Raw genomic sequence first — 6,223 nt, 5'->3', positions numbered from 1 at the left:
GCTATTTAATCCTTTCCCGTGTATGATTGTTCATGTTCAATAAAATAATTCCATAATTGTCAAATCAGTATGCATCATTTACGTCATAAAAAGCAAGAAAAAAAATCCTACTCCCCCCGTCCATTGGGAGTGAGAGGCGACACCCATCTTCTGCCATTTAACCAGTTAAGTATATTCCTACTGTCTCCTCTGTACCTCACATTAAAGCATTGGTTAACATTTTGCCTTATCCACTTAATTGCGCATTTTTCATATTCATCTGCTTTTTTAAGATAAGTTTGCCTACTATCACTTGACGAAATATCTGCCATTTTATATGCGGCAGCATACATCTTTAAGTTATTTATAAACTCATCATCTCCGGTGAATTCAAAGTAAACCTCATCTTCTTCGTCTTTCTTTTTTCCATTAACTATCCCATAAGGAGGCAGAAAATAAACATAAAAATCCCTGGGGGGTTGGGCAGTAGACCGCTCGTTAGGTGTCCCTAAAAAACGATAACCATGTCTTGTTATGTTTTTATCATGCCAAAGCAGTTCATACTCATATATTTTAAAACCATTTTTGTATTCCGGTGTATTCCAATCTGTTGCCTTATTGATAATATCAAAATAATATTGATTGAGACTGTCATCATCCAATACATCGGCTTTCTGCTGGATTCTTGCGTTGTAGTCTATATCTTTTTTTAAATCTAAATAATACTGCTCATTATCTTGATTGTATTCAATAAACTGTCCGCTGACAGTATTGGTAATCTCTCTCATCACTGTTTCTATAGTTGTAATGAGAAAATCTTCTTCCTTTTCGGGAAGCATAGGATCATACAGGCATAAATCGTCTTTCATATTTTGTACTGTTATGCCTATTGGTGCATTGATACTACCTGTTGTTAAACGATGTACACTCATAGCATTAATAATTCGTAACGCAATAGGCTTATATTGTGGTCTTGTAAAAGAATTTTTAATAATTCCTTCCAAAATCTCGCTTTTATCTATTACTTCCTTAATATCAGGCTCTGCTCTATTTGATGGATTGTTTTTAATAAACATCCAGTATGTATCATATGAAATAAGACCTGGCCCATTACAGGGAACATCTTGATCAAGGATCTCTCGAATAGTCATGGTGATCGTCTTTAATACTTCTCTCTTTTCCGCTATGTATACTTTTTCAAAGGTCTCCAGATATGCGGGGTGAATTGGAAAAAGGCTGGTATATTCCTCAAGGCGGTCTGCCATGTTCTTGTACATCGAGCTAAATTTCTGAAGGTGTTCCCTGATCCATGCCTTCTGTTCGTTTGTTTTTTTGCAGCAGTCTTTGAGATACTACATAGGAAATATCTTCCCGTTTTATTATGATCTGTTCATATCTATCTTTCACCTTTAATATCGTTTTTGCGACAAATGAGAAGGATGGATTATCAAATAGGGTTTCCTGTACACCCGCCATAAATCTAATGCGGATATTTTTATTGACTTCACCTATTTCACGTAAAAATCCAAGATCAAATTTAATTTCAAGTTCTTTCTTGTGCTGCAGATAATCAAGCAGTTCGTCAACAACAATCAAATACCCCTTATCTGGGTATTTTTCTTCAAAAAGCCCCATCATTTCAACGAGATACTGTTTATTATCTGTAACTTCATCAACAGGCGGAAACTTATATTCAATCCCCCGTTTTTTGAGGTCACCCTCTATTTTTTTTAGTACTATATCTCGTAAATTCATTTTGGACGCACCAATTTCAAACCTTAAAACTTCAAACTTACCTGCTATAGTTGCAGCATGTTTCTTAAATTCATCATGCTTTACCAAATTCAAAATGCCGGCATCCTCCGCAATTGCCGATATAACAGACATCAAATGTGATTTACCTGTACCATAATTTCCAACAATAAAAAGCCCTTTGTTATCGATGGTTTGCTCGAACTGCAGCTGCGGGATGACTACATCAATTAAACTCTCCGCCATGCTATCTGACATCACATATGTTTTTACCAGTCTCTCAGCTTCACTTTTCGTATCTGCATCCTTTAATTTAACAACAGTTTCGATAGGATCAAACTGTACTAAATCCTTATACTTCATACTATATCCCCCTCTCTATATTTATATAAATGCACTCCAAATCGCTCAAGCTATATCTTACATAATCATCGTGCCAAGGTTCCGCATAGGTCAAATATCCATCTTTTATGCTACCTGACCATGCAGCGATAATATTTCTGTATTTTGCAATGTTCTTCAATGTCCTTAACGGTTCTATCTGGAGATGCTTGGAAAAGATTATTTCTATATTATCAAATACTAAAAAATCACTTACATTATCCTCTGCAATTTCATCTATGCAGTCATGTATAGAGTAGCATCGATCTCCTATCGGTATATCTTTAAGCTTTTTAGATAATGCGTGGTTAAAATTAACATATCGATATTTATTATCGATGCAAATTTTCTTAATAATAGCGGTTTTTCCTGCTCCACTACTTCCAACTAATAATAGGAGTTTATAATACATATCAGGTAATGTTAAAACTGACTTCTTAAACTCATTGATAACAGCCACGTTCACTCACCTTTTGCTTATATTTGCGGAAATATCTAATTTTTATTATATCTTATTTAATAACCAGATGCGACAAAAATACCTATTTATTACCATAATTGTGGTGTAATTTTAACACTACAGAGAATAGTTCCAAATTATCCTCGAAGAAATAACGCTTTGGAGCTTTCTTTTTTTTTAGGCGCATCGCTGTAGTATTAAGTCGGCCTAAAAGTAGACAGTAGACATAATAATTTACAATAACTCCCTCTCATTACATAATGAACCTTACCTTACACCCATAAAATTGCATCAATAATTCATTGCCTTACAAACAATAAATATTTTCAATTGAGAAAAAGAAAAAGCCCACCCCTTCTTTCCCCAGGGTGGGCAAACAACATCCATTCCATCGCTACCGCTGGCGGTTGCAAATATTAAACATCTCATCCCCACTCTTAAAATCAAATCCTGGGTGATTGTCGAAACGCACAACACCGACAGCTGCTTTCCCCTGTACTGCTTGTTTCACCATTGCAGCACCCTCTACTCCGAAACCGGCGCATAATTCGATAGCGCCTACTCCCTGGTCAACCAGTTCTTTTGCTGCTTTTACTGCCATCTGGTAATCCTTCACACCGACCACTGTGAGATGCACTACCGGTGAATCCACTACCGCCCGGTCTCTTTCAGCATCCGCTTCAGGAGCCACAAAAATGAACGCTGCTTTTAAAGCCACTGCTCTCCACCTCACTTTCAAATAATTTCTGTGAACTGATCCATACGCAGATTTACTGCCACCACAACCAGCATGATAAACTCTAACATGATTGGTATATTCCCCCTTGAACAAAATTATCCTGCCCAAGAGATAAAAAAAACTGGCTAAGGCTGTCTTCTTGTCGTGTGTGCTATAACGACAGGTAAGCAGCATCTAATGCTTTAGTATGAGTCTTCAGGATATTGAGAAAGCAATGTCATAGATCTGTTGACTATAGACTACTTCAGTTTATATTAGTTGATAATAGTTTATAGATTGATTATAATTGAGATGGGAAATGATATTAAAATGTATTTCCTTACTATTCTTGTCGCCGGCGGCAGCGATGAAAAGGAGGTTGTTATGGCCATGAATAAGGAATTGATTACTGCCCAGGCCCTGGCCGAAACCCTGGATCTTTCTGTGGAGACGATTTGGAGGTATACCAGAGAGAATAAAATACCCTGCATTGAACTGGGAAACAGACAATACAGGTATAAGCTGGATGATGTAATCAAAGCACTTAGTGGTGACGTCCTCAGGGAAAAACCCGTCCAGTATGAAACCAAACCTACCAAAAAGCTCACATACCAGGACTACCTGGGTATTCCGGAAGAACCAGGCTACCGTTTTGAGATTCTTGATGGCATATTGATTAAAGAACCATCGCCCAGTGTTATGCACCAGCGTGCTTCCCGCAAGCTACAAAGGATTCTGGAAGATTATTTTGAGGAGGTTGACCCGGAAGGAGAGGTCTTCGATGCGCCCCTGGATGTTACCCCGCTTGACTTCAACGTAGTCCAGCCGGATCTGTTTTATGTATCAGGCGAACAGAAACTGATTGTGAAGGAAGCCCGAATTGATGGGCAGCCTGCACTGGTGGTTGAGATCATGTCTCCTTCCAGCGCGCGCAAAGACCGGCTTCAAAAAATGCGGATTTACCAGAAGGCTCAGGTACAACATTATTGGCTGCTTGATCCGCAGGAAAAAACCCTGGAATGCTTTGCCTGGCGTGATGGCGTCTACGCCCTGGTTGCATCCGGTATGGACGAAGATATTATGGAACATCCGAATTTTGCAGGATTGTCAATTGCCTTGAAATCCTTGTGGTCAAAATAATAGCAATTCCTCGTATTAAGGTGTCACTGTTTTCCTGCCTCATCACCTGCTGCAAATTTGTTGGGAGCATAATAAAATCGTTTTCATTATCTGATGGTGTCGCTATGGCGGCATGGACATCTACCAGAAAAATAAGTGCCAGATGCCGGAAGTCATCCCGGAAAAAAGATTGGTGCTGTCACCCAGAAGCATCATTACATGGCTTTGGCTCTGCTTTTATACTCTGCTGGCACCGCCTAGACGGGACGTCTATCCTTAAAAAAGATAGGCTTTCCCTGCGGGTGGTCGCAAGAATTGTTTCTTCCTATGGATCAGTTTTTCCGGCCTTTTGATCGGGGTCTGGAAGCCCTTCAGTTATTGTGCAGTTCTTCAAAAAATGCTCTACCGCTTCCATCACATCTGGGACCCTTTCCAGAGGAATACGAGGTCCAGAAATGAAGGTGCCATCGAACTGGCGAAAACTGACTCGAAGAGCGGACTGTTCATCATCCCCTTTTTCTACCGTAAACCTCAAGTATTCTCCAAATACTTTACTGTCTACCTCTACGAATTCCTTGCCTTGATCATCTTTGCCTATGGTTACATTAATGATGATCATCACCTCTTTATGGCCATTATTGCATTATCGGGGACAGGCTTGCTTTATTGCTTTGTTGCTTCTAGTTGCCCGGTCATCTTTTTTCCGACCTCCGACCTCCGGCTTCTGACATCTATGTCTGCCAGGCTTGCTTTGTTGCATCACCCAGTATCACCGCCATTTAACAGACTACGTCATTCTCAGCATTACCCCAATCTCTCCGCTGCTTCCTTCAGCATCTCACGGATCGGTAGATTGTAGGGGCAGCGTTCTTCACACTCGCCGCATTCCAGGCAGTCATCCGGCTTGACATCCATGGCCTGATAGCGCTCTTTTGCCCAGTCTTTCAGGTCATATCTGGTATAGTAGCCGTCGAAAAGGAACACTGACGGGATATCAATCCCCTGCTGGCAGGGAAGGCAATACTCGCAGCGCCTGCAGAAACGGGTGCCCAGTTTGGTCACTATTCTGGCAAGTTCCTCTCTTTCCAGTTCTGATAAAGACCTTAATATACTTCCTACAGCAGCATTCTCTTCCACCTGCTCGGGGGAATCCATCCCAGGTATAGCAACTGTAACCGGATGCTCCAGGATAAAACTCAGCGTCAATTTTGCATTGGTCAGGGCACCTCCGGCCATCGGTTTCATGATAATAACCCCGGTGTCCATTTTCTCCGCCAGTTCAAAAAGCTTACCTGCACCACTAACCTCAACTGGATTGAAGGGAAATTGTACAGTTTCTACCTCACCTGTTTGCATTATTTCCAAAAGGATATCCTTGATATGCCCTGTCACCCCAATATGCCTGATCTTCCCTTTTTCTTTTGCCTCTTTTAAAGCAGCTAAGGCTCCATCCGCTGCCAGTACCTGCTCCAGGGCACCCTTGTCTTTGACATTATGCAGTTGGTAAAGGTCAAGATAATCCACACCCAGGGTCATCAGGCTTTTGTCTATATCCTCAGCCATCCCTTTTTTATCCCGGGCCATGGATTTGGTGGCGATGATCACCTTATCTCTGTGTTTTTTCAGTGCTGCACCGAGTTTTTCTTCACTATCAGTGTAACCTCTGGCGGTATCAAAGAAGTTGATGCCCAGTTCTATGGTCACTGGTTAACAACCTTTTCTGTACTGGATGCATCAATCCGCTGGATAGGGACACTACCGCCAAAACCTACTACAAGATTACTTGACAATTCCGTTTTCCCGAGCCATTCTTA

7 protein-coding genes are annotated in these 6,223 nt (G+C 40.8%); 1 reads left to right on the top strand and 6 read right to left on the bottom strand.

What is annotated here, in order from left to right; translation table 11 throughout:
• Positions 1–107 precede the first annotated feature (107 nt).
• The 4 genes from SSCH_RS20610 to SSCH_RS00570 all read right to left on the bottom strand — a co-directional run bounded on the left by SSCH_RS20610 (position 108) and on the right by SSCH_RS00570 (position 3,305).
• Positions 108–1,256: a DUF6079 domain-containing protein gene (locus SSCH_RS20610; protein ID WP_052835150.1), complete on the bottom strand. Its 1,149-nt coding sequence runs from the start codon at positions 1,254–1,256 to the stop codon at positions 108–110.
• A gap of 4 nt (positions 1,257–1,260) precedes the next feature.
• The gene (locus tag SSCH_RS20605) at positions 1,261–2,094 is read right to left on the bottom strand and encodes a DUF6079 family protein (RefSeq protein WP_052835149.1); all 834 of its coding nucleotides are present in this window, start codon (positions 2,092–2,094) and stop codon (positions 1,261–1,263) included.
• Position 2,095: 1 nt separating this feature from the next.
• The gene (brxF, locus tag SSCH_RS00575) at positions 2,096–2,572 is read right to left on the bottom strand and encodes a BREX-3 system P-loop-containing protein BrxF (RefSeq protein WP_044663769.1); all 477 of its coding nucleotides are present in this window, start codon (positions 2,570–2,572) and stop codon (positions 2,096–2,098) included.
• Between the two features lie 394 nt (positions 2,573–2,966).
• Positions 2,967–3,305, bottom strand: coding sequence for a DUF6506 family protein (locus SSCH_RS00570; RefSeq protein WP_232294122.1), 339 nt, complete (start codon positions 3,303–3,305; stop codon positions 2,967–2,969).
• 315 nt (positions 3,306–3,620) lie between these two features.
• Here SSCH_RS00570 and SSCH_RS00565 point away from each other — a divergent pair, with 315 nt between their 5' ends.
• On the top strand, positions 3,621–4,430 hold the full coding sequence (locus SSCH_RS00565) for a Uma2 family endonuclease (RefSeq protein WP_232294121.1): 810 nt from the start codon (positions 3,621–3,623) through the stop codon (positions 4,428–4,430).
• Positions 4,431–4,734: 304 nt separating this feature from the next.
• Here SSCH_RS00565 and SSCH_RS00560 read toward each other — a convergent pair whose 3' ends face one another.
• Together SSCH_RS00560 and SSCH_RS00555 are read right to left on the bottom strand one after the other, a co-directional pair.
• Complete coding sequence (locus SSCH_RS00560; RefSeq protein ID WP_198142035.1) at positions 4,735–5,031, bottom strand: hypothetical protein; 297 nt, start codon at positions 5,029–5,031, stop codon at positions 4,735–4,737.
• Between the two features lie 182 nt (positions 5,032–5,213).
• A complete protein-coding gene (locus tag SSCH_RS00555; RefSeq protein WP_198142034.1) occupies positions 5,214–6,113 on the bottom strand; it encodes an aldo/keto reductase in 900 nt (299 codons plus the stop codon).
• Positions 6,114–6,223: the final 110 nt, after the last annotated feature.

Origin of the sequence: Syntrophaceticus schinkii, assembly GCF_000946815.1 — a bacterium.
Taxonomy (GTDB): Bacteria; Bacillota; DSM-12270; order Thermacetogeniales; family Thermacetogeniaceae; genus Syntrophaceticus; species Syntrophaceticus schinkii.
The sequence above is the reverse complement of the archived record's forward strand: the minus strand, read 5'-3'. Positions and strand labels throughout refer to the sequence as shown.

What these genes read in the sequence shown, in the direction of transcription:
- SSCH_RS20610 (WP_052835150.1), bottom strand. Translation starts at nt 1,256, where the DNA reads ATGTACAAGAACATGGCAGACCGCCTTGAGGAATATACCAGCCTTTTT.
- SSCH_RS20605 (WP_052835149.1), bottom strand. Translation starts at nt 2,094, where the DNA reads ATGAAGTATAAGGATTTAGTACAGTTTGATCCTATCGAAACTGTTGTT.
- SSCH_RS00565 (WP_232294121.1), top strand. Translation starts at nt 3,621, where the DNA reads ATGTATTTCCTTACTATTCTTGTCGCCGGCGGCAGCGATGAAAAGGAG.